Origin of the sequence: Halalkalibacter flavus (assembly GCF_036663575.1) — a bacterium.
GTDB lineage: Bacteria > Bacillota > Bacilli > Bacillales > Bacillaceae_D > Halalkalibacter > Halalkalibacter flavus.
Genome location: NZ_JAWRVK010000193.1, coordinates 1 through 280, shown reverse-complemented (window position 1 = coordinate 280; position 280 = coordinate 1). Strand labels below are relative to the sequence as shown.

At 51.1% G+C, this 280-nt stretch carries 1 pseudogene; it reads right to left on the bottom strand.

The features are described from left to right. Positions 1 to 245 (bottom strand): annotated as a pseudogene (locus tag SAY88_RS24960) (hypothetical protein); the annotation flags it as partial. Positions 246 to 280: the final 35 nt, after the last annotated feature.

The following is a 280-nucleotide window of genomic DNA, read 5'->3' as shown; positions in this document are numbered from 1 at the left end:
GCTAACGTTGGCCCGATTCGATGGCCATTTGGACACACCATCGATCCTAAACGTGAAAACATCAAACGTAACACGTTTAAGCTCTCGGTCATTGTCCCAACCGTCGAGCGCACATCCGGTACCTGTGGTCGTTGACGTAGCGCCAAAGCCGATGGCAAATGGTGAATACTTGTCACGTCAGCACGATTTGCCTGTGTAATTCGACGTCGCGTATATGTCGACAATGCATTCAAATAACGTCGCATCCCCTCACCATACAGTGTCCCCATCGCCAGCGAAC